Genomic DNA, 19,890 nt, shown 5'->3' with positions numbered 1-19,890 from the left:
TAAACTATCTGTTTTCCAACAGTTTAAGAAAGCGCAGCACCGCCTTGCCGTTGTCATTGCGTCGCCACGCCAGCGCCACCTGCGTGGTCAGCGACGGGCCGGTCAGCGGCAGGAAGCTGACATTCTCGTCGTCGATTTTCCCCAGCGACGCGGGCACCACCGCGTAGCCAAAACCGGTCGCAACCATGCTGATTGCCGACGTCACCTGAGGTGACTGCTGGCCCAGCTTCGGCGTGAACCCGGCTTCATTGCAGGCGGCAATCACTGAGTCATACAGGCTCGGCGAGATGTCGCGTGGGAAGGTGATCAGGGTTTCATCTTTCAGCGATTCAAGGCTGATATTGCCCCCCTGCGCCAGCGGATGGGCGTGCGGCAAGGCCACCACCATCTGCTCGAAATCAATCACCCGCGTGGCAAAATCTTTGCTGCGCTCACACGGCAGGCGAATAAAGGCCACGTCAATGGCGCCGTCGGCCAGCGCGGTCATCAGCGCCGACATCTCCTTCTCCTGCGGCAACAGTTCCATTGCCGGATAGCTGTCGCGGAAACGATGCAGCAGCGCAAACACCTGCGGGTTAAACGCCGTGGAGCTGGCAAAACCAATGCGTAACGTTCCACTAACACCTCGCGCCACGCTGCGCGCCCTTTCCAGCGCCACATCGGTCAGCTTGAGGATGTTTACCGCGTCGTCATACAGGGTCTTCCCCGCCTCGGTCAGCTCAATACTGCGTGTTAATCGCCGCAACAGCGGCGCGCCAATTTCATGCTCAAGCCGTTGAATTTGCTGGCTAAGCGGCGGCTGTGAGATCCCAAGTTGCTCGGCCGCGCGGGTGAAGTTCCCGGCTTCGGCCACCGTCACGAAATAACGCAGATGACGAAGTTCCATATCAAAAACGTCTCAAAGTGAACATTCCATCATATTGGAACTCCCTGCTGAATGGAGTCAACCTTTAGTTAACAACGCTAACCATTTTCAACCGGAGCGACACCATGACAGCCCACAAACTTCACCGCCACGATGACCACAGCGACTGCTCTTGCGTGGCGGATATCACGCGCAGTGCCCTGCAACTTCAGCAGCAGCACCCTGAGCGCGTTATCTACCAGTCCTCAATGATGAGCGCCCTGCTGAGCGGGGTTTATGAAGGCAACACCACCATGGCTGACCTGCTGAAACATGGCGATTTCGGCCTCGGCACTTTCAACCATCTTGACGGCGAGCTGATCGCCTTCAACAGCAACATCTTCCAGCTGCGCGGCGACGGTACGGCGCGACGGGCGCAGCCTGATCAGAAAACCCCGTTTGCCGTGATGACATTCTTCAACCCGACTAATGAATATCACCTCGACAAGCCCCATAGCCGCGATGAAATTCACCAGATCATCGATGAAGTGATTGCCAGCAATAACACCTTCTGCGCCCTGCGCATTGACGGCGTGTTTAGCCGCGTTGACACCCGCACCGTGCCGGAACAGCACCGTCCGTACAAGCCGATGCTGGAAGCCATTGAGGCCCAGCCGACCTTCCATATTGAGAATTCCGAAGGGGTGCTGATTGGCTTCCTCACGCCGGAATATATGCAAGGCATTAACGTCGCCGGTTACCACGAACACTTTATTAATCGCGAGCGCAGCAGCGGCGGCCACGTGCTGGATTATCAGTTGGAAAGCGGCGTTTTAACCTTCGGCACGGTAGACAAATTGCTGATCGACTTCCCAACGGACAGTGACTTTATGCAGGCCGATCTCAGCCCCGAAAACCTCGATGACGCCATTCGCACCGTTGAAAGCTAATCCACAACATCCACTCAGGAGCAGTAATCATGAAAAATTCAGACAGCAAAAATGCGTGGAAATGTGGCGCGGACTTAGTGGTAGCCCAGCTCGAACAACAGGGCGTGAAGCACGTGTTTGGCATTCCCGGCGCCAAGATTGACCGGGTATTTGACTCGCTGGTCGACTCCTCTATTGTGACCATTCCGGTACGCCACGAGGCTAACGCCGCCTTTATGGCCGGGGCCGTCGGCCGCCTGACCAGCAAAGCAGGCGTGGCGCTGGTCACCTCGGGGCCCGGCTGCTCAAACCTGATCACCGGCGTGGCGACCGCCACTTCAGAAGGCGATCCGCTGGTGGCCATTGGCGGCGCGGTAAAACGTGCCGACCATGTGAAACAGGTCCACCAGACCATGGACACGGTGTCGATGTTCCGCCCGGTGACCAAGTTCGCCGCCGAGGTAACCTCGTCATCTGCCCTGTCCGAAGTGCTGGCGAACGGCTTTCGCGCCGCCGAATTTGGCCGCCCCGGAGCCTCTTTTATCAGCCTGCCGATGGACATTATCAATGAACCGGCGCAGGGCCGCTTGCTGAGTGCACACTCGCCAACCCTCGGCAGCGCGCCGCACGACGCGATCCGCCAAGTCTCCGCCTGCCTGAAGAAAGCCAAAAGGCCGGTGCTGCTGCTCGGCCTGATGGCTAGCCAGCCGCGCAATGCACAAGCCATTCGCCGCTTCCTCAACAAAAGCGACCTGCCGGTCACCAGCACCTACCAGGCGGCGGGCGTGATTGAACAGGCGCACTTCCATCGTTTTGCCGGACGCGTCGGCTTGTTCAACAATCAGGCCGGTGACCGCCTGCTGCGCAATGCTGATCTGGTGATCACCGTCGGCTACAGCCCGGTGGAGTATGAACCGGCGCAGTGGAGCAACGGCACGGCGGAGCTGGTGCATGTTGACGTGGTGCCTGCCGAGACGGACAGCGACTACACGCCGGATGTTGAACTGGTGGGCGACATCGCCGACACGCTGGACTTGCTGACCGAGCAGGTCCACCAGCAGTTTACCCTCAGTACCGAGACACTTTCGATCCTCGATGACCGCCGCCAGCAGCGCGAACTGCTGGCGCAGAAAGGCCGCAGCCTGAACCAGTTCGCCATTCATCCTCTTCGTTTGGTGCGGGCAATGCAGGACATCGTCAACAGCGACGTCACCCTGTGCGTGGATATGGGCAGTTTCCACATCTGGATCGCCCGCTATCTGTATAGCTTCCGGGCGCGGCAGGTGTTGATTTCCAACGGCCAACAGACCATGGGCGTGGCGCTGCCGTGGGCGATTGGCGCGGCGCTGGTAGAACCCGGCCGCAAAGTGGTGTCGGTGTCCGGCGATGGCGGCTTTATGCAGTCGAGCATGGAGCTGGAAACCGCGGTGCGGCTCGGCGTGAATCTGCTGCACATCATCTGGGTGGATGATTGCTACAACATGGTGGCGATTCAGGAAGAGAAGAAATACCAGCGCACTTCCGGCGTAAAATTCGGCCCGATAGACTTTAAAGCCTATGCCGAAGCCTTCGGCGCTAAGGGTTTTGCCGTCACGTCGTCCGACACGCTGGAAAGCACCTTGCGCGCCGCCATGGACGTGCAAGGCCCGGCGGTGGTCGCCGTGCCGGTGGATTACAGCGACAACGCCCTGCTGATGGGGCAATTAAATATGGGTGAAATGTTCTAGCGAAGCGTGCACTGCCCCGAACGCCCTTTTCAACAAGGGCGTTATTTCCCCCTTTTCGGTATTCGTTAGCAGGCTACTTTAGCTCTTTATGACAATCCGCCTCTCTCCCTATCTCCTTCTGCTAAAGGTATGATAATCCTCAGGCGATGGGCATTTGCCCATGTAAATTTCTATCCTAATTAGGAGATTTCCGTCGTGTCAGACAGACAAATCATCACGCCCCCGGCGATGCAAGCGTTAGCAGAGAGAGCCGGTTACGCCCCAGCGGTGCTGGTCGGCAATACCCTTTATTGCGCTGGTCAGGTTGGCCGTACGGCAGATTTGCAAGTGATCAGCGATCCTGAAACACAGTTCACTGCCTGCTGGGAGAACCTGCGTACCGTGCTGGAACAGGCGGGATGCACCTTCGACGACGTGGTGGAGATGACAACTTATCACGTTGATATGAAACAACATATGGACGTTTTCCGCCGGGTCAAAGACCGTCTTTTCCCTCGCGGGAAATGCGCATGGACCTGCATCGGCGTCACCGAGTTGGCTCATCCGGGCTTACTGGTTGAAGTGAAATGTATCGCGGTGAAGCGCCCGGCCTGAGCGCTTTAGAAAATTAGCCTTAGGGGAGTCTGGCTGAAACGTTGGGCTTTCCCCTTAAATCAGTAAGTCGCCATTTATTATTGCTGACAATAGAATCCTCCGAGTTCCCCGTCGCTGCATTCATCTCTTTCTCCCGATCGGGTATATTGCTACTTAGATCACAAAATCCTTAGAGGAAAATGCCGCGCTATGATTCATCGTTTCACCCTCGCCGCCGTTGCGGCTGCTTTTGCGCTTACCGGTTGTGCAAAACACGCCCCAGCCGAGCCAGCACCTGACTTTACCTCAGGCCCGACGCGCGTCACCGTGACCCACGTTCCGGCTAAAACTGACGATGGCACCAAAGTATTTGTCACCGTAGACGGCAGCGATGCCGGTGCACTGGCGATTGGTGAAAGCATGGAAGTCCACCTGCCAGCCGGTAAGCACCAAGTGGGCGGCTATGCCCGTTCGCTGATTGGCCGCGTGACCATTCCATCGGTAGAAGTCACCACGTCGCCGGATGATGAGAAGTATGTCGGTTACTCGGTTGCCACCTCCAAGCCAGCCTTCTCCGAGCTAAGCACCCCGCCGACCAAACAGGCCGTGGCCGAGCCACAACCTCAGGACCCGCAAGGCCCTAAAATCACCGACATCACGCAGGACCCGCAGGCTTAACCCGCCCTTCCTCGCGCCTGATATTAAGGTATCAGGCGCAGGCACTTCCCCTCTTCTATGTGCCCTTTATGGACAAGGTAGTTTTTGTTGCTGATCGCGCTATTATTACTGGCTAACTCATTAGCCCACCGAATCCACTATGCCCACCACCCCATCCTCATTACCTCTTAGTGCCCGTTTAATTGTCCATCCTGCCGGTGGCGGTGTGCCGACGCATCAACACCATAGCGGGCAATTGACGGTGGTGCTGGGCGGGACAATGCGCGTCACGGCGGATAAAGGTTGGTGGCTGGCCCCGCCGGGACTTGCCGTATGGGTGCCACCACAGACGCCGCACGCCGCGTCTTACAGTGAAACGTCCTCGCTGATAAATGTTAACTTCCCGCCGCAGATTGCCCAGCGCCTGCCCGCCGAGTGTCGGGCTTTGGCGGTCTCTGATTTGCTGCGTGAACTGGCCCGCGAGGCGGTAAGGCTGGAGGATGAGCAGGAGAAAAATGCGGAGCGCGTGGCGCAATCGTTGGGGCTGATTGCCGAACTGATGGTATTACAGCTGGTGCGTCCCGTCGCCACGCCCGGCCTGTTTGTGCCTCACGGGCAGGACCGACGCTTGCGCAAGGCGATTGCTATTTTGCATCAGGAACCGGGGGCGGATTTGAGCATTGAGGCGCTGGCCGCACGGGTGAACAGCAGTGAACGCACCCTCTCCCGGCTGTTTGTCGCCGAGACGGGGATGACTTTCCGCCGCTGGCGCGAGCATATGCGCCTGGTGACCTCTATCGATAAGCTGGCTCGCGGTCATACCATCACCGCCACCGCGCTGGAGCTGGGCTATTCCAGCGCCAGCAGCTTCACCACCCTGTTCACCCGCGTGCTGGGCGTGCCGCCGCGACGCTATATGTCTTTAATGCGCGAACAGTCGGAAGAGGCCTAGAGTTAACCTTTTACCTTACGATTAGCCGAAATAGCACGCTGCCCATAAACACCCCGAACGCGCCGATAATGCCGGTTAGCGTGGGCGGTGCAGGCAAAGGCACGCGCAGCCATGAGAACAGCAGGCCGACAAACAGGCCCGCGCCGAGCGCCAGCAGCATCTGCATCACTTAGCCCCCAGCCTGATTTAACTGGGCCGACGCGGCCTGCGCCTTGTCGATAAACCGCGCCATTTGCTGGCGGATAAACTCGACGCTGCGCGGGTCAATCAGGCGATTATCTTCGACCTTCTCCCCGATGTGCGGGATGGCAATTTCACCCATCGGCACAAAGTTACAGTGCATGGATGCCAAGGTTTCGCGCAGCTGATATTGCGCACGCACGCCGCCCAGCGCCCCCGGCGAATGAGTCATAAAGAACACATATTTGTGTAGCATCGGGCTGTTAAAAGCCGGTCGTGAGAGCCAGTCCAGCGTGTTTTTCAGCACGCCCGGCATACCGTGGTTAAACTCCGGCGTGACGATAAATACCGCGTTGGACTCACTGACCGTCGCGCGGGCAGTCACCACGGATTCCGGCAAGGCGTGGCGCTCAAGATCTTCGTTGTAATGCGGCAGTGCGCCGATATCGATATTGTGCAGCGAGCCGCCTGCGGGCAGTTGTTCCGCCAGCGTATTCATAATCATGTGAGAAAAAGAGCCTGCGCGCAGACTTCCGGCAATCCCCGCCACTTTCAAAGTTGTGTTCATGTTCACTCCGGTCAAGGCATCTACCCAGATGGTAAGTTGATGACTGAAGTTTATAAGCAATAAATATTAGTTTCTTTCGCCAATCCGCCAATGTGTTTTTCCTGATTGCCAATCGTCTGCCTATTGCCTCATCAAGGCAGCTTTGCGCGCCATTTCAACCCGTTGATCCCCTGCACGATTCGCCGCAAACAGGCTTCGCAAGCTAACTCGCATAATGTATAGTCCGCGTTTTACGGAGAAACCATGCTGACTAACTCATCTATTCGTCTTAACAAATACATTAGCGAGAGCGGCATCTGTTCTCGCCGTGACGCCGATCGCTACATTGAGCAAGGCAACGTTTTTATCAACGGTAAACGCGCCGCCGTTGGCGCTCAGGTATTTGCCGGTGACGTCGTGAAGGTTAACGGTCAGCTTATCGAGCCGCGCGATGAAGAAGATTTAGTGCTGATCGCACTGAATAAGCCGGTGGGCATTATCACTACCATGGAAGAAGGCGAGCGCGACAACATCAGTGATTTCGTCAATCACAGCAAGCGCGTCTTCCCGATTGGCCGTCTGGATAAAGACTCGCAGGGGCTGATTTTCCTGACTAACCACGGGGATCTGGTCAACAAAATTCTGCGTGCTGGCAACAATCACGAGAAAGAGTACGTGGTGACCGTGAATAAGCCGGTGACCGACGAATTCATTCAGGGCATGAGCGCCGGTGTGCCGATGCTCGGCACCGTGACCAAGAAATGCAAAGTGAAGCAGGAAGCCCCTTTTGTCTTCCGCATTACGCTGGTTCAGGGGCTTAACCGCCAGATCCGTCGCATGTGTAAACACTTTGGTTATGAAGTCACCAAGCTTGAGCGCACGCGCATCATGAACGTCAATCTGAAGGGAATTCCGCTGGGTGAATGGCGTGACCTGACCGACGACGAGCTGATCGAGCTGTTCAAGCTTATTGAAAACTCTTCTTCAGAAGATAAACCGGCGAAGAAACCTCAGTCCAAGCCAGCGGCCAAAAAACCGACTATCAGCAAACCTAAAGTGGCCGAAAAACCCGACGGCAACGCGGCCTCCCGCAAGCGATTTGCCCAACCGGGGCGCAAGAAAAAGGGCCGTTAAGCCCTTTTCATTTTCATTTCTCACTGCTCACTTTCCCACTCTCTGCCCGCCGCTCAGGCGGGCGAAGCAATAAGCCTTCTTCTCCTGCCGGAGAAAAATCAGTCAGGCAACATGCTGTCCCATCTCATTGGCCCAGGCGGTAAGTTGCTCTTTAGAGATCACTTTAATCTGAGTAGGTTCTTTCGGATTATCCGACGTCGTTAAATAAACCAAACAAGGGAAAAATTTAGGGCACAGTCGCTCTGCTTCCGGCAGGAAATCAAATTCATACGAAATTGGCGAGGAAATGTCGCGCAACGCAGTTTCTGATGAATAATAAAACTCCTCAATCAGCCATGTTCTGAACTCAGTCACATCATTGATTAATTTCATGCAGCTACCATTCTTAGTGATGATGATTAAAAGTTAATGATAATAGGGCTATATGTTTTAATTATTTATTACCGCGTCTTGAGTAAATCCTAAGGTGTCGCCCCCCTCATGAAAATGTTGTTCAAGCCACTTGGTTAATGAGGTGAACATTTCATTTTTTAATGAAGATTTATTAAACATCATGTAAATAGGAATAGGAATGGAACTGAATGCTTGAGTGAGGGTTCGTACTTTAAAGTTACCTTTCAGGCGCTCATAGAGCCAAACGGGAATAACGCCGACAATATCCGTCGCTTCAATGACGGAAAGAATAGTCATCAGTGAACTACTTTTTATCGCGAAATTGCGTTCACCAATAGACTTGTTAATGTGAACCTGAAAACGCTGTATATCTATGCCTGAAGAGTCCAGCATGCTGAAGCGTTCTAATGCCGCCTCCTCCCGAGTAATGCAACTTCCAAGCCTTGGATGCCTCTCCCGACAAACAAATACGGCCTGCTCTTCCAGCACTCGATGAGTTTCAAGAGATAAATTGTAGGCAGGGAGAACATCCAGCACCAAATTGACCCCACGCTGTAAGAGCAGATCTTCGGGAGTATTCTGGCAACGAACCAATTCGCGATGGACAATCTTACAACAGGGCGCATTCTGCTCCATCCACCAGGCAATGGCCGGCATCATACGCAATCCAACATAAGGATGACATTGAATAATAAGAAGATTTTTACTACTTGTCTGCGACAGATCCTCAAGGCTTGCGATCAAACTGTCATATTTTTCGGACAGCTTGCGATGAACATCCGTTGCCGTAGCCGTTGGAGCCAGTCCAGAACCCGCGCGCACAAATAATGGATCAGAAAAAAATTCACGCAGTTTGTGTAATGACTGACTGACTGAAGATGGTGCATGCCCCATTGCTTCAGCAGCCTTGGTCACGCTATTCAGCCGATAAACTGTATCAAACACGCTCATTAGATTCAGATCGAACTGGCTAACCGCGCTCTTTTGTTTCTTTTGCAATTCTGTTCTCCAGGAAAATATTGTTAAAAATTATATATTCACAAAATATAGATTTGGCGGTTAGCACTCTGAGTCATAAATTCTTAAACCTAACCTTCATGATTAAGATCGCTGCACCTGGTTTTGCCATAGGTAAAAGCGACCCTTTTCATAGTCTTCTTTAGTGGAATCGAAAAAAAATTAATGTTTTATTCTAGGCTCAGTACAGAGGTTATCCATCTATTCTAACTACAATTATTCCCACATTAAAAGAATGAGTAATTTAATAAAAAACTGCATCTCAATTTGCTATACCACAACTTAATAAATGTAAATGACATGTTATTCATTTAACAAATACAACCGCATGATAGCTATACCAAAATGATTTTTCGAGATTATCAAGGTTTGTTTTTTTATGGCTAATTCATAAATTACGAAAACGCTTTTCGTATTATTGCGGGTTCACAATATTTGTATTTTGGTGGATGATCATGCAAATTAACTCAGTGCAGATATAAATATGCACTAAAGATCTTATTGGGTGATTCTATTTAAGAAGTAACTATTAATCATCTTTTACCTTTAGTTTACGCAGCCAACTTAATAACAAATCGCTCGATCACATTGATGAAAGCTGGGCTATTACGTTGTGTTACGCGACTCCATTATTAAGAGAAAGGCATTCATGAAAAGTAAAATGACTTGTTGCAGCCTCATGATTACTGGCGCTTTGTTAGCATTAACCCCTGCGCTGACTCACGCCACCGGCATGGTTCCAGAAACCTCAGTTTTGCTTATTGATGAAGCTGATGGCGGCGGCAGCATGAACGTCAAAAATACTGACGACAAGGCTGCCCTGCTCTACACCACCATTCAGGAAACTGATGGCAGCAGCAACAAAGGGGTCATGCTGGTTGCGACACAGCCAATTGTGCGCCTCGAAGCGGGCCAGACCCAGCGTGTGCGCTTTGTCTTGAACACCACGGCTCCGCTGCAAGTTGAACAATACAAACGCGTTATCTTCGAAGGGATCCCGCAGGCCAAGGCCGTGGGTAAAAAGCAAATCACCACCACCATTCGCCAGAATCTGCCGGTCATCATTCATCCGAAAGGCCTGCCGGAATTCACTACACCGTGGGAAAAACTGGAGTGGAAGGCTGAAGGTAAAGTTCTGAAAGTTACCAATCCGAGCGCCTATGTCGTGCGTATGTCACCGCAGGTGCTGACTCAGCCATCCAATATCGCAGGCACTCTTGGCAAGACCTTCATCCTCCCGGGCGAGACGCTCAGCATCAACCTGGCTTCCGCCACTTCTGACAAACAAGTGAAAATTTTCCCATCATCACGTTTCGGCTTTGATGCAGGAAGCTACATCGCCACGCTGAAATGATTTTCATATCAGGGATATCAGTTCTCAAGGATGGATGAAAGCAAAATGAAAAAGACGCACCTGTCGTTGCTCATTGCGGCGGCATTAGCCGGCGGCTCGTACGATGTCCGGGCTGGTGAAATGGCAAGAGAGATTCAAGCCAGCAAAGACCCAGTCGCGATGGCCGCAGTGACACCAAGCCCTGCACCTATAGAGACCGCAGCCATCACCCCCTCAGACTCGGGCAGTGATTTGGCATTAAATTTTGATATGGAAACGCTACGCTCTCGCGGCGTCGACCCCTCTATCGCTAAATACTTTGCCCGAGCTGCACGCTTTTCGCCCGGTCGTAAGTTAGTGTCATTTTCATTAAACGGTAATCCGAAAGGCAATATTTCGGTCACCTTTGATTCTCAGGGGCAACCCTGCGTTGATCGCGCCTTTTTAGAAGCTGCTGGTCTGAAAATACCCAAAGACGTGCATTCCACGCCGGTTCAACCCACCGAGCCACTCCCTGAGCAGAAAGGTCAGCCAACTGCCGATGCAGCTCCCGTTGATATTCTGTTACCTGAAGGCATCCCTGCAAAAGATGATGCTGGGGTGTGCTACGACTATGCGAACGCTTTTCCCGGTACCGCATTTAGCCTCTATCCGAGTGAAGACCGCATTGAGCTGGTGACTCCGCCAGAAGCACTTCAGCCCCTGTCCATGCAGACCGGTAACTACAATACTGGCGGCACGGCAGCTCTTCTTAACTACTCACTGTTTACCAGTAACAATAGTTTTGACGGTGGTAGCAGCAAGTACAACCAAGGGATGTTCGAAGCGGGTTTCAATATCTCCGATTGGTTACTGCGCAGTAAGCAGATGGTCAGCGATAGTGACGGCAAGGTAACCAGGGATTCCCTCTACACCTATGCCCAGCACTCCTTCACTGGCATCAAAAAAATTGCCCAGATCGGGCAGATTAACGTCAGCAGCACGCTGTTCTCTGGGAGCGCCATTAACGGTGCGCAACTGATACCGGAAACCGCCCTTGATGGAGACGGCGGCAGTGGCGTGACCGTCACAGGTTTGGCACAAACATCGCAGGCACGTGTAGATATCAAACAGTCCGGTGCACTGATTTATTCGACGCTGGTTCCGGCAGGCCCGTTCACGTTGGACAACGTCCCTGTTATTAGTGCTAACACCGATCTGAATGTCACCATCACTGAGTCCTCCGGCTCCACTAGCCATTTTACCGTCCCCGCAGCCAGCCTTTCAGGGACCAATCTTGGCCGCCCTCAAGGGATGTCCATGGCGGTAGGTAAAGTACGTGACGTTGATACCAATTTTGGCGATCCGTGGCTTGCCACTGTTTCCAATGGCTGGAAAGCCACCAAGTATATGAACCTCAACGCAGGTCTGATGGGGGCTAATCAATATCAGGCCGTGGCGGGCGGCGTTGACCTTTTGCCAATCAAAGACCTCATGCTGAGCGCCAAAGTGCTAAGCGCCGCTGATAAACGTAACAACAATAGAGGCGAGCAGCTCACCCTCTCTGCCAGCTATGCCGCGCCTTATCAACTGAGTTTCAATGTGTCCGGCACGCAGAACAGCCAGGGCTATCGTGACCTACAAGACACCTATGTTCAGGACGATAAGAGCAGCCATACCAAAAACGACTACTCGCTCTCCACCGGTTGGTCAAACGACATCATGGGTAGCTTCTCTCTGGGCTATTCCCGATCAGTGGGTTTTGACAGCAGCAGCGACTCCAAACGCGTCATTGCTTCATGGAGTAAGACCTTTAAGTACGCTTCGGTGAGCGCTAACTGGCAGCACGAAATTGACAGTAACAACAACCGGAGTAGCAGCAATACCAATAATTACCAGAATTACAATGACGACCGGGGCGACACTTTTTACATCAACGTTAGCATTCCGTTTGGTAAACAAAGCCTCAACAGCTATGCACGTAACGATGGTCAAGACACCAGCTACGGCATGCAGACAGCGGGCAATATTACGCGCGATCTGGGTTACACCGTGTCGGCTGAAAATGCCAATCCGGGTAGCAAAAACAGCGTTAATGGCGGCCTGAACGCCAACCTGCATTACACGCGACTTAGCGTGAATGCGGGTGGAGACTCGGACAATAGTCGTAATAGATCTGCGACGCTTGATGGTGCAATTGTAGCCCACAGCGGCGGCGTAACCTTCTCTCCTTATGCTGTGCAGGATACCTTCGGCATTGCCTCACTTGGCAATAATGTGTCTGGAGTAGAAATCAGCACGCCACAAGGCACGGTATGGACAGATAAGTGGGGTCAGGCTGTCGTGCCTTCCCTCAGTCCATATAAAAACTCTAACGTGATGGTCAATACCGAAACATTGCCGAAAAACGTTGATGTGAACAACGGGATGAAATCTCTGAGTGCCGGGCACGGCTCGGTGAGCAAACTGCATTTTGGCGTGCTGACTGTCAGAAGGGTCATGCTGAAGCTGACGATGCCAGACGGCAAACTCGTCCAGAAAGGCGCGGTAATTTTCGACAGGAACAACCAGTACGTCACCACTGCGGTGGAAGACGGCGTGGTGTTTGTGACTGACGTAGCCAACGCAGGTGATCTGTTCGCCCTGACGGATGATGCCGGCCATAAGTGCAAACTTAAATTCTCGCTTAGCGACACGCCCGATCTGAATGAATTCTATGAAAACGTAGGCGCAACCTGCCTGGCCGAATAAAGGCCAGCTAACTGCTATCGCCCACAGGAGATAAAGACATGCAAAAATTTAGAAATATATTGAAAACCAAAGCCCCCAAACTTAAGGGAGACGCCGGTTATGTGATCATCATGCTACTGGCGCTGGCCTGCACCATGCTGGTCAGCGAGCCAGCCCAGGCTGATATCAATAACTGCACGATAACGCTCTCCCCTAGCGGGCAAAGCTACGGTGAGTTGCTCAAAAGCCGCCAAACTTTTGTTAGCACTGCGCAAGGAAATGCCACAGCGCTGACTCCGCGTAGTAGCAACCTTACGATCATCTGTCCACAGGCAGAAAAGATGCATTTGCGCTTCACTGGCAACCGTCTAAATGATGGTGACTTCTCATTTGGTCAAAAAGGCAAAGTCAGCGCCATCTTGAGTTCAGCAGTGCTCGACGGTAATGCCGTGCAACTGACAAAAACCAAGCATAAAGGCGTGGCTATTGCTCCTGCTATCGCAGACAGCCAAACCTTAAGTTCAGATGATGAGATCACCATTGGTGACACTAGCAGCCTGCAAGGAACGAATTTGAATGCCGTACTCACCATCACTCCTTACCTAATGGAGTCAGCTTTTGTGGTACCGGACGCTTATGTGCAAGAAGAGTTGCTCAATATTGAATTAGTACCCGTGAATTAAGCCGAAGTAGTGAAAAGCGTTGTAAAAGAAGCAGTGAGTACCCTGCGTTAAACGCAGAGCACTTATTAACAGTTAAATAAAAACCATGGTTTTTATTGCTGTCTTAAATGGAAAGTTAAACAAATGGAGAGTATTAACATGAAATCAGCCCTGAAAATGACCGCTATCGCCTGCCTGATGGCAGCCGCCACCTCCGCCTTCGCTGGCCCGACCGCGACCCTGCGCATCACCGGCACCATCACCCCGGGTGCCTGTACGCCGGTTCTGGGTAACGGCGGCATTATCGACTTTGGCGCAACCTCTGTCGACCAACTGCCAAATACCGGCACTCTGGCGCTGGCGGCGCGCTCCGTTACCGCCACCGTCACCTGCACCGGCGCCACCAAAGTGGCGATGAGCTTTGTTGACAACCGCGCGGACTCCGTGGGGGCGCACAGCAATGAGCCAACGTCGGCGACCACGGCGTTTGGCCTGGGCAAAGCGGGCGATGTCAACATCGGCTCCTACGGCCTGAGCATCTCCGCCATCAACGGCGACGCCACCGCCGGCGACCTGCTGATGAGCTCGGATAAAACCGCGTGGAGCAAAATGACCCTCGACACCCTGCTCAACAACAACACCGCGCGTCAGTACCTGACCTACGCAACAACCGGCACCACCGCGCCGAAAGAGGCCACCGTGTTCACCTTCGATCTGAAGGCCACGCCGGCCCTCAGCGCTGACCTGCGCGGCATTACCGAGACGGCTAATCTGGACGGCAACGCCACCATTAATTTTGAATATCTGTAAAAGCCTTAAAGGTTAATATGGTTAATTCGGCTCGCCGAAATAAGCGGGCCGGATTAAAGACGCGATAAAAGGAAAACAACTAATATGGAAAACCAAATATGGAGAGTATTAACATGAAATCAGTCCTGAAAATGACCTCCATCGCCTGCCTGATGACCACTGCCTCCTCCGTCTTTGCCGGCCCGAGTGCTAATTTGCAGGTTAAAGAGGCGGTGACTCAGGGAGCATAGATACCTACGCTGGTAATGGTGGCGTTGACCATACCTAAATTCCTAACGCCATATGTAACAGTTCAGCTTTAAAGCGCATAAAGTTTTTTCTTTTTCAAAAAAATATTTTAATTATTAAATTTATGTGTAGTTTTTTTCGCTAATACCTTGTGAGTCACTATTCCTAATGGTTGGAAACAACTATCAAATCCATAGAATAAGGCGGCTATCGCTTAATCATTCGCTTGGCTATCTTAATGATGAAACATCCATAAAGAGGGTATGCAAGTGAGCGAATTAATTGATAACAAGAGCGAGTCATCTCCCGGTAAATGTCCGTTTCATCAAGCGAAGCCTAATGAAACTGCTGGCGGCGGGACAAATAATAGAGACTGGTGGCCAAGCCAGTTAAGAGTCGACATTTTAAATCAGCACTCCGACCGTTCTAATCCTTTAGGTGAAGATTTTGATTACCGTAAAGAGTTCCAAAAGCTCGACTACTACGCGCTTAAAGCCGATATCAAAACCCTATTAACCGACTCTCAGGTTTGGTGGCCAGCCGACTGGGGTAGCTATATCGGGCTGTTCATTCGTATGGCTTGGCACAGCGCAGGTACCTACCGTTCTGTTGACGGTCGCGGCGGCTCGGGTCGCGGTCAGCAACGTTTCGCTCCCCTCAACTCTTGGCCAGACAACGTAAGCCTCGACAAAGCACGCCGCCTGCTGTGGCCGGTAAAACAGAAGTATGGCCAGAAAATCTCTTGGGCCGACCTGTATATTCTGGCGGGTAACGTCGCGCTGGAAAATTCAGGTTTTCGCACCTTTGGTTTTGGTGCCGGGCGTGAAGACGTTTGGGAGCCAGATCAGGATATCAACTGGGGCGGCGAGAAGACCTGGCTTGAGCATCGTCACCCGGAATCACTGGCTCAGGGCGCACTAGGCGCCACCGAAATGGGCCTGATTTATGTTAACCCGGAAGGCCCAGAGCACAGCGGCGACCCGGCTTCCGCTGCTTCGGCTATTCGCGCTACCTTCGGCAACATGGGTATGGACGACGAAGAGACCGTGGCCCTGATTGCCGGTGGTCACACGCTGGGTAAAACTCACGGTGCCAGCTCCGCCGACCATGTTGGCGTTGACCCGGAATCCGCCCCGATCGAAGCCCAAGGCTTTGGCTGGAACAGCAGCTACGGCTCAGGTTCCGGCGCGGATGCTATCTCCTCAGGTCTGGAAGTGACCTGGACCCAGACCCCGACCCAGTGGAGCAACTACTTCTTCGAGAACCTGTTCAAATACGAATGGGTGCAGACCCGCAGCCCTGCGGGCGCGATCCAGTTCGAAGCCGTGGATGCCCCAGACATCATTCCTAACGCCTTTGATACGTCGAAAAAACACAAGCCGACCATGCTCGTTACCGACCTGACGCTGCGCTTCGACCCTGAGTTCGAGAAGATCTCTCGTCGCTTCCTCAACGATCCGCAGACCTTCAACGAAGCCTTTGCCCGCGCTTGGTACAAGCTGACTCACCGCGATATGGGGCCAAAGGCGCGCTACATCGGGCCTGAAGTCCCGGCTGAAAACCTGATTTGGCAAGATCCACTGCCGGAAGCCACCTATCAGCCAACCAGCGGCGATATCGCCTTCCTGAAAGAGAAGATTGCTGATTCTGGTCTGACCGTTAGCGAACTGACCTCGGTGGCATGGGCTTCTGCTTCTACCTTCCGTGGTGGTGATAAACGCGGTGGAGCCAACGGCGCGCGCCTCGCGCTGCTGCCACAGCGCGAGTGGGAAGTTAACGCCACGGCGGCTCGCGTGTTACCAACGCTGGAAGGCATTCAGCAGCAGTTCCACAAAGCCTCTCTGGCCGACATCATCGTGCTGGCGGGTATTGTGGGCGTGGAGCAAGCTGCGAAAGCCGCAGGCGTGACCATCGAAGTGCCGTTTGTCGCAGGCCGCGTCGATGCGCGTCAGGAGCAAACGGATGTGGAATCTTTCAACCTGCTCGAACCTAAGGCAGACGGCTTCCGCAACTACCTGAAAAACACCCTGCACGGCGCGACGGAAAACCTGCTGATTGATAAAGCCCAGCAGCTGACCCTGACCGTCACTGAACTCACCGTGTTAGTGGGTGGGTTAAGAGCCTTGGGTGCCAACTTCGACGGCAGCCGTCACGGGATTTTCACCCATAACGTGGGGGAACTTAATGCTGACTTCTTTACTCATCTGCTCGACATGCGTAATGAGTGGAAAGCCATTGATGGCGCGAAACAGCTGTTTGAAGGCCGCGATCGCGTGACCGGCGAGGTGAAATTTACCGCCAGCCGCGCGGATCTTGTTTTCGGCTCTAACTCCGTTTTGCGTGCAATTGCCGAGGTTTACGCCAGCGCCGACGCCAAAGAGAAGTTTGTGAAAGACTTTGTTGCCGCCTGGAGCAAAGTGATGCATCTGGACAGATTCGATATCTAGTTGTTGTTAATCGGGGGATGTCGCCATCCCCCTTTTTTTACGACCATAACGATGCTACAACGATAGAGAAGGAGTGACCATGCCCGCAGAACAACTGGACTTCAATCCCCAAGGCAACCATGGCGAGCTTCGCGTTATCTGTTCCCACTCGCTGGATCATCAGAGGATCACCAGCCTTTCTCAGCTGGGCCTCTCCTTACAAGATATTGAAGCCATCACCGGGCTGAAGAAGGCCGAATTTCAGCATTTGGTGAGGGATTAAGTCTCTGCGTGACACCGTGCTGCCCGGCCACGCCACTCCCTATTGCCCCCTTTGCGCACTTCTCCCCCTAGCCTTTTACCCGTAATGCAATCACCAGCGCGGCTAGCAACATCACTAGTCCAGAAACCACAAAGACCCCGCTGACGCCGCTAAATCCAAACACCAGCCCGCCCAAAGCCGCGCCTGCAGCGATGGAGGATTGCACTGCCGCAACCACCATGCCCCCTGCACTTTCGGCCTGATCGGGTAAGGATCGCGCCACCCAGTTTGACCAGGCGACGGGGATGCCGCCGAAAGCCAGCCCCCACAGTGCCACTAGCAGCATCAGGCCCGTGGCCTGAACCGGCAGAGAAACCATCGCCAGCGCGGCAATGCCCACCAGCGACGGCATGATGACCAAGGTGGCCCGCAGGCTGCGTTCCATCACCCACCCGGCCAACAGCGTGCCGGCAAAGTTGGCAATACCGAAGCCGAGCAGCATCAGTGCCAAACCGTCGACATCTATTTGCACCACGCTTTCTAAGGCAGGTCGAATATAGGTAAACAACGCGTACTGCCCGGTGTGGGCCAGCACGCAGCCAAACATGCCAATGCTGATACCGGGCCGGCGAAGCAACGCCAGCACTGACGCGGTTTTCAGCAGTTTTCGCGCCGCCATCTGTGGCAAGGTGCACCACTGGAAAACCAGCGTGATTGCGCCCACGGCGGCGGCGGCCACAAACGCACTGCGCCAACCATACAGCCCGCCGAGGTAACTTCCGAGTGGGACGGCGACGACCGTGCCCACCGCAATGCCGCTGAAGATAATCGACAGCGCGCGCGGCACCCTTTTTTCCGGGACCAGACGCATGGCAACCGCCGCCGCCATACTCCAGAACCCTCCGAGCGCAATCCCCAGCAGGATGCGCATGATTAAAACAATTGTCAGGCTGGACGATAAGGCCACCAGCAGGTTGGAGACAATCATCAGCAGGGTGAAACTCAGCAGTACCAGGCGGCGATCTAAGGTGCGCGTCAGCCGTGGCACCAACAGCCCGGCAAACAGCGCCACGACGGCGGTCACGGTGACGGCCTGCCCGGCCAGCGCCTCAGAAACGCCAAGGTCAGCGGCCATCGGCGTCAACAAGCTGGCGGGAAGGTACTCCGCCGTTAATAGCCCAAACACCCCCATCGCCAGTGAAAACACGGCCACCCACGCGGCGGAGGCGGGTTCAATCTGGCCTGCCGCTACGGCATCACAACGGTTATTACTCATGGAAAACTTCCCTTAAAGAATCGTAGAGCGAAATTCTAGGAAGAAGGCTTAGGATGATCTATGATGGTCACTCCTGAATCTTTGACCAAAACACCTGAAATGACGGAACACGAACAATTTGCGCTGTCGTCGGATCTGATAAGCGAGCTGCTGACCGGCATGCGCCTGCGCGGCGTGCGATATCGCCGCATTCAAACCGGGCCTGATTTTGGTCTGGCGTTTGAAAGCCGGCCGGGCCACGCCTATTTCCACTTTTTGGCCGTGGGATCGGCCTTCCTGCGCACTCACGACGGCACCCTGCACCGGCTGTCTGCGGGTAATGCGGTATTGCTGCCGCAGGGCAGTGCTCATCAGTTGCTCTCCGCCCCTGACCTGCCGGTGCAGGGCATCGACACCCTCGCCGCGGCTCCGCTCGGCGATAATGTCAGCGGCGTGAACACCTGCCCGAGCACCCATCCTATCCCAAGCGCCGTACTGTTCTATGGCTGCATGGAGTTTGACCTTGGCGGCATGCAGAGTCTGGGCAAACTGATGCCGGACATCATGGTGGCTGACGTCACGGGGGCGCGTTATTCCGACTTAGTGCCGATGCTTGACGCGATGAAGCGCGAGATTTGTGCCGGACGCATTGGCTTTGCGGGCATTCTGGCGAGGCTGGCAGACGTGGTCGCGGCGATGATGGTGCGCGGCTGGGTCGAGTGCGGGTGTGATAACGCGTCGGGGTTGGTGGCGGCACTGCGCGATCCCCGGCTGGCACGCGCTATATTGGCGCTGCATCGGCAACCGGGCCGAGACTGGACCGTGGCCGAACTGGCGGCGGAATCCCATACTTCGCGCTCGGTGTTCGCCGGACGCTTTAGCGACACTATCGGCGTGCCGCCGCTGCGCTATGTGGCAGAATTAAGAATGCGGCTGGCTAATCAGCTACTGACTCAAGAAAGGTTGTCGATAGAAACCGTGGCTCAGCGTCTGGGTTATACCTCGCAGGCGGCGTTCAGCCGGGCGTTCAAACGCATTACCGGGCAATCCCCCGGTGCCAGTCGGCAGCTTTTCAGCGAGTGACGCGAGAAGGTTTGTTCCCACCCTCTGCTGCCTCGCAGGGTTTTGTACTCTGTCCGTGAAAATCGCGTATTTCCCAGTATCGCCATCTTCTTACCTTTCAATCATTAAGGGACTTGTTGGTATAGGGAAAGCAACCAGTGTAGAAATAGTTATTTCATTGATTTTTAGA

General features: G+C 53.9%; 19 protein-coding genes. 13 read left to right on the top strand and 6 right to left on the bottom strand.

Annotation, left to right across the window (positions count from 1 at the left end):
- Positions 1 to 4: 4 nt before the first annotated feature.
- A complete protein-coding gene (locus ACT3RR_RS03860) occupies positions 5 to 886 on the bottom strand; it encodes a LysR family transcriptional regulator (RefSeq protein WP_496199777.1) in 882 nt (293 codons plus the stop codon).
- Between the two features lie 104 nt (positions 887 to 990).
- On the opposite strand from ACT3RR_RS03860, the gene budA reads away from it, so the two are divergent.
- From budA to ACT3RR_RS03835, 5 genes are all read left to right on the top strand, one after another.
- The gene (budA, locus tag ACT3RR_RS03855; RefSeq protein ID WP_496199776.1) at positions 991 to 1,794 is read left to right on the top strand and encodes an acetolactate decarboxylase; all 804 of its coding nucleotides are present in this window, start codon (positions 991 to 993) and stop codon (positions 1,792 to 1,794) included.
- A 29-nt stretch (positions 1,795 to 1,823) separates the two neighbouring features.
- Positions 1,824 to 3,500 carry an acetolactate synthase AlsS gene (alsS, locus tag ACT3RR_RS03850; RefSeq protein ID WP_496199775.1) on the top strand — a complete coding sequence of 559 codons (1,677 nt, stop codon included), beginning with the start codon at positions 1,824 to 1,826 and terminating at the stop codon, positions 3,498 to 3,500.
- 195 nt (positions 3,501 to 3,695) lie between these two features.
- Positions 3,696 to 4,094, top strand: coding sequence for a RidA family protein (locus tag ACT3RR_RS03845; RefSeq protein ID WP_353501773.1), 399 nt, complete (start codon positions 3,696 to 3,698; stop codon positions 4,092 to 4,094).
- Positions 4,095 to 4,283: 189 nt separating this feature from the next.
- A complete protein-coding gene (locus ACT3RR_RS03840) occupies positions 4,284 to 4,751 on the top strand; it encodes a hypothetical protein (RefSeq protein ID WP_353501772.1) in 468 nt (155 codons plus the stop codon).
- A 139-nt stretch (positions 4,752 to 4,890) separates the two neighbouring features.
- A complete protein-coding gene (locus ACT3RR_RS03835; RefSeq protein ID WP_353501771.1) occupies positions 4,891 to 5,682 on the top strand; it encodes an AraC family transcriptional regulator in 792 nt (263 codons plus the stop codon).
- 10 nt (positions 5,683 to 5,692) lie between these two features.
- Here the strand turns inward: ACT3RR_RS03835 and ACT3RR_RS03830 are convergent, their stop codons facing one another.
- Together ACT3RR_RS03830 and ACT3RR_RS03825 are read right to left on the bottom strand one after the other, a co-directional pair.
- Complete coding sequence (locus tag ACT3RR_RS03830) at positions 5,693 to 5,848, bottom strand: XapX domain-containing protein (protein ID WP_154147579.1); 156 nt, start codon at positions 5,846 to 5,848, stop codon at positions 5,693 to 5,695.
- Between the two features lie 3 nt (positions 5,849 to 5,851).
- Positions 5,852 to 6,430, bottom strand: a complete 579-nt coding sequence (locus tag ACT3RR_RS03825) for an NADPH-dependent FMN reductase (RefSeq protein ID WP_496199774.1) — start codon at positions 6,428 to 6,430, stop codon at positions 5,852 to 5,854.
- A gap of 243 nt (positions 6,431 to 6,673) precedes the next feature.
- Between ACT3RR_RS03825 and rluF the strand changes: the two genes are divergently transcribed.
- Positions 6,674 to 7,543, top strand: coding sequence for a 23S rRNA pseudouridine(2604) synthase RluF (rluF, locus tag ACT3RR_RS03820; protein ID WP_353501768.1), 870 nt, complete (start codon positions 6,674 to 6,676; stop codon positions 7,541 to 7,543).
- A 102-nt stretch (positions 7,544 to 7,645) separates the two neighbouring features.
- Here rluF and ACT3RR_RS03815 read toward each other — a convergent pair whose 3' ends face one another.
- Both ACT3RR_RS03815 and ACT3RR_RS03810 read right to left on the bottom strand, forming a co-directional pair.
- Positions 7,646 to 7,915 (bottom strand): hypothetical protein, encoded by a 270-nt coding sequence (locus ACT3RR_RS03815; protein WP_353501767.1) that lies wholly within the window; start codon positions 7,913 to 7,915, stop codon positions 7,646 to 7,648.
- Between the two features lie 57 nt (positions 7,916 to 7,972).
- Positions 7,973 to 8,935 (bottom strand): LysR family transcriptional regulator, encoded by a 963-nt coding sequence (locus ACT3RR_RS03810; protein WP_353501766.1) that lies wholly within the window; start codon positions 8,933 to 8,935, stop codon positions 7,973 to 7,975.
- A gap of 667 nt (positions 8,936 to 9,602) precedes the next feature.
- On the opposite strand from ACT3RR_RS03810, the gene ACT3RR_RS03805 reads away from it, so the two are divergent.
- From ACT3RR_RS03805 to ACT3RR_RS03780, 6 genes are all read left to right on the top strand, one after another.
- The gene (locus tag ACT3RR_RS03805; protein WP_353501765.1) at positions 9,603 to 10,307 is read left to right on the top strand and encodes a fimbria/pilus chaperone family protein; all 705 of its coding nucleotides are present in this window, start codon (positions 9,603 to 9,605) and stop codon (positions 10,305 to 10,307) included.
- Between the two features lie 45 nt (positions 10,308 to 10,352).
- Positions 10,353 to 13,016, top strand: coding sequence for a fimbrial biogenesis usher protein (locus ACT3RR_RS03800; protein WP_353501764.1), 2,664 nt, complete (start codon positions 10,353 to 10,355; stop codon positions 13,014 to 13,016).
- Between the two features lie 38 nt (positions 13,017 to 13,054).
- On the top strand, positions 13,055 to 13,678 hold the full coding sequence (locus ACT3RR_RS03795) for a hypothetical protein (RefSeq protein WP_496199773.1): 624 nt from the start codon (positions 13,055 to 13,057) through the stop codon (positions 13,676 to 13,678).
- Positions 13,679 to 13,816: 138 nt separating this feature from the next.
- Complete coding sequence (locus tag ACT3RR_RS03790) at positions 13,817 to 14,467, top strand: DUF1120 domain-containing protein (RefSeq protein ID WP_496199772.1); 651 nt, start codon at positions 13,817 to 13,819, stop codon at positions 14,465 to 14,467.
- Between the two features lie 497 nt (positions 14,468 to 14,964).
- Complete coding sequence (gene katG, locus ACT3RR_RS03785; RefSeq protein ID WP_437341996.1) at positions 14,965 to 17,142, top strand: catalase/peroxidase HPI; 2,178 nt, start codon at positions 14,965 to 14,967, stop codon at positions 17,140 to 17,142.
- A 79-nt stretch (positions 17,143 to 17,221) separates the two neighbouring features.
- Entirely contained in the window at positions 17,222 to 17,404 is a 183-nt protein-coding gene (locus tag ACT3RR_RS03780) for a hypothetical protein (RefSeq protein WP_353501760.1), read from the top strand.
- A 67-nt stretch (positions 17,405 to 17,471) separates the two neighbouring features.
- Here the strand turns inward: ACT3RR_RS03780 and ACT3RR_RS03775 are convergent, their stop codons facing one another.
- Entirely contained in the window at positions 17,472 to 18,659 is a 1,188-nt protein-coding gene (locus tag ACT3RR_RS03775) for an MFS transporter (RefSeq protein ID WP_496199771.1), read from the bottom strand.
- 60 nt (positions 18,660 to 18,719) lie between these two features.
- Here ACT3RR_RS03775 and ACT3RR_RS03770 point away from each other — a divergent pair, with 60 nt between their 5' ends.
- Positions 18,720 to 19,721 carry an AraC family transcriptional regulator gene (locus ACT3RR_RS03770; protein WP_353501758.1) on the top strand — a complete coding sequence of 334 codons (1,002 nt, stop codon included), beginning with the start codon at positions 18,720 to 18,722 and terminating at the stop codon, positions 19,719 to 19,721.
- The last annotated feature ends 169 nt before the right edge of the window (positions 19,722 to 19,890 follow it).

It is taken from the genome of Ewingella sp. AOP8-B2-18 (genome assembly GCF_052376015.1).
GTDB classification, from domain to species: Bacteria; Pseudomonadota; Gammaproteobacteria; order Enterobacterales; family Enterobacteriaceae; genus Ewingella; species Ewingella allii.
The sequence above is the reverse complement of the archived record's forward strand: the minus strand, read 5'-3'. Positions and strand labels throughout refer to the sequence as shown.

What these genes read in the sequence shown, in the direction of transcription:
- ACT3RR_RS03860 (WP_496199777.1), bottom strand. Translation starts at nt 886, where the DNA reads ATGGAACTTCGTCATCTGCGTTATTTCGTGACGGTGGCCGAAGCCGGG.
- budA (WP_496199776.1), top strand. Translation starts at nt 991, where the DNA reads ATGACAGCCCACAAACTTCACCGCCACGATGACCACAGCGACTGCTCT.
- alsS (WP_496199775.1), top strand. Translation starts at nt 1,824, where the DNA reads ATGAAAAATTCAGACAGCAAAAATGCGTGGAAATGTGGCGCGGACTTA.
- ACT3RR_RS03840 (WP_353501772.1), top strand. Translation starts at nt 4,284, where the DNA reads ATGATTCATCGTTTCACCCTCGCCGCCGTTGCGGCTGCTTTTGCGCTT.
- ACT3RR_RS03835 (WP_353501771.1), top strand. Translation starts at nt 4,891, where the DNA reads ATGCCCACCACCCCATCCTCATTACCTCTTAGTGCCCGTTTAATTGTC.
- ACT3RR_RS03830 (WP_154147579.1), bottom strand. Translation starts at nt 5,848, where the DNA reads ATGCAGATGCTGCTGGCGCTCGGCGCGGGCCTGTTTGTCGGCCTGCTG.
- ACT3RR_RS03825 (WP_496199774.1), bottom strand. Translation starts at nt 6,430, where the DNA reads ATGAACACAACTTTGAAAGTGGCGGGGATTGCCGGAAGTCTGCGCGCA.
- rluF (WP_353501768.1), top strand. Translation starts at nt 6,674, where the DNA reads ATGCTGACTAACTCATCTATTCGTCTTAACAAATACATTAGCGAGAGC.
- ACT3RR_RS03815 (WP_353501767.1), bottom strand. Translation starts at nt 7,915, where the DNA reads ATGAAATTAATCAATGATGTGACTGAGTTCAGAACATGGCTGATTGAG.
- ACT3RR_RS03805 (WP_353501765.1), top strand. Translation starts at nt 9,603, where the DNA reads ATGAAAAGTAAAATGACTTGTTGCAGCCTCATGATTACTGGCGCTTTG.
- ACT3RR_RS03800 (WP_353501764.1), top strand. Translation starts at nt 10,353, where the DNA reads ATGAAAAAGACGCACCTGTCGTTGCTCATTGCGGCGGCATTAGCCGGC.
- ACT3RR_RS03795 (WP_496199773.1), top strand. Translation starts at nt 13,055, where the DNA reads ATGCAAAAATTTAGAAATATATTGAAAACCAAAGCCCCCAAACTTAAG.
- ACT3RR_RS03790 (WP_496199772.1), top strand. Translation starts at nt 13,817, where the DNA reads ATGAAATCAGCCCTGAAAATGACCGCTATCGCCTGCCTGATGGCAGCC.
- ACT3RR_RS03780 (WP_353501760.1), top strand. Translation starts at nt 17,222, where the DNA reads ATGCCCGCAGAACAACTGGACTTCAATCCCCAAGGCAACCATGGCGAG.
- ACT3RR_RS03775 (WP_496199771.1), bottom strand. Translation starts at nt 18,659, where the DNA reads ATGAGTAATAACCGTTGTGATGCCGTAGCGGCAGGCCAGATTGAACCC.
- ACT3RR_RS03770 (WP_353501758.1), top strand. Translation starts at nt 18,720, where the DNA reads ATGATGGTCACTCCTGAATCTTTGACCAAAACACCTGAAATGACGGAA.